General features: G+C 54.6%; 2 protein-coding genes. Both read left to right on the top strand.

Features of this window, described 5'->3' with window-relative positions:
• Positions 1-214, top strand: a 214-nt coding sequence (locus IVA80_RS14660; RefSeq protein WP_247430929.1) for a hypothetical protein, incomplete at its 5' end; no start/stop codon positions are given.
• 397 nt (positions 215-611) lie between these two features.
• Positions 612-845 (top strand): hypothetical protein (locus tag IVA80_RS14655; RefSeq protein WP_247430926.1); only part of this gene is annotated, 234 nt, incomplete at its 3' end.

Here is an 845-nt window from a genome sequence, read left to right as displayed (position 1 = left end):
TCCTGCCATGATGTCGCTCCTCATTGCGCCAATCGCAAACGAGGAATCCGCCAACACCCAATCAGTTCCGACGCAGATTTCTTGGAATCGATCGTCTAGCATGGCGATCTGGCGTCAGCTTTTGCAACAATTCCAGCACCACTGCGCTATCAAGCACGACGCTGCACACCAGCGTCATCCGGTCCCGGTACGCGGCACAAAATGCGAAACCTAGGAACGCAAAGGCCGCGATGTGTTCGATGTTGGCCGAACTGCTCAGTTGAGGCCTGTCGTGGAATGGAGAGAGACTTGCGTAGGTGATGAAGGCAAGAGAAGCCCACGCCACGGCAACCGAAATTCTATACAGCATGCTAGTCCCGAGTTGTTGCCGCAATATACTTCAGCGCCAACCGGCTCAGGGTGGCTGCGGTTCTTCACCTTAACCCCAGAACTTCTGCCGTCTGCGCGGGTGGAGGCCGGGTACAACTGGTAGGAGCACAAGAACGTTACTTTTCGTGATTGAACCAATTAATAGGTTTTAATTTATTTAATCTGATTTAATTTTAAACTGTCGCAATCCCAGGGGGACCTGATGCCCCACAACAGAAGACTACGAAGACCGCCGGGAGTTCTTGAAGATTTGTGGCACGTTTGCTGCCGTAACCTCGCCAGCGATGACTTTGCTCTTGTCGACCTCGTTGACGTCAGCAGCCATCGCACGTTCCGGCGCCCAAGACGGAGCAGAATATAGCGGCGGCGGCAGCAATCATTCAGTCTTCGACAATGATCCACACAGCTCGACCAAGGAGCCCTCGACCAAGGAGCATTCATCAGCCGGCGGCGGTGGTGGGGGCTCTAGCGGGGGT

Origin of the sequence: Bradyrhizobium sp. 139 (genome assembly GCF_023074175.1) — a bacterium.
GTDB lineage: Bacteria > Pseudomonadota > Alphaproteobacteria > Rhizobiales > Xanthobacteraceae > Bradyrhizobium.
Note: the sequence above shows the minus strand (reverse complement) of the source record. Positions and strands in the feature narration are given on the sequence as shown.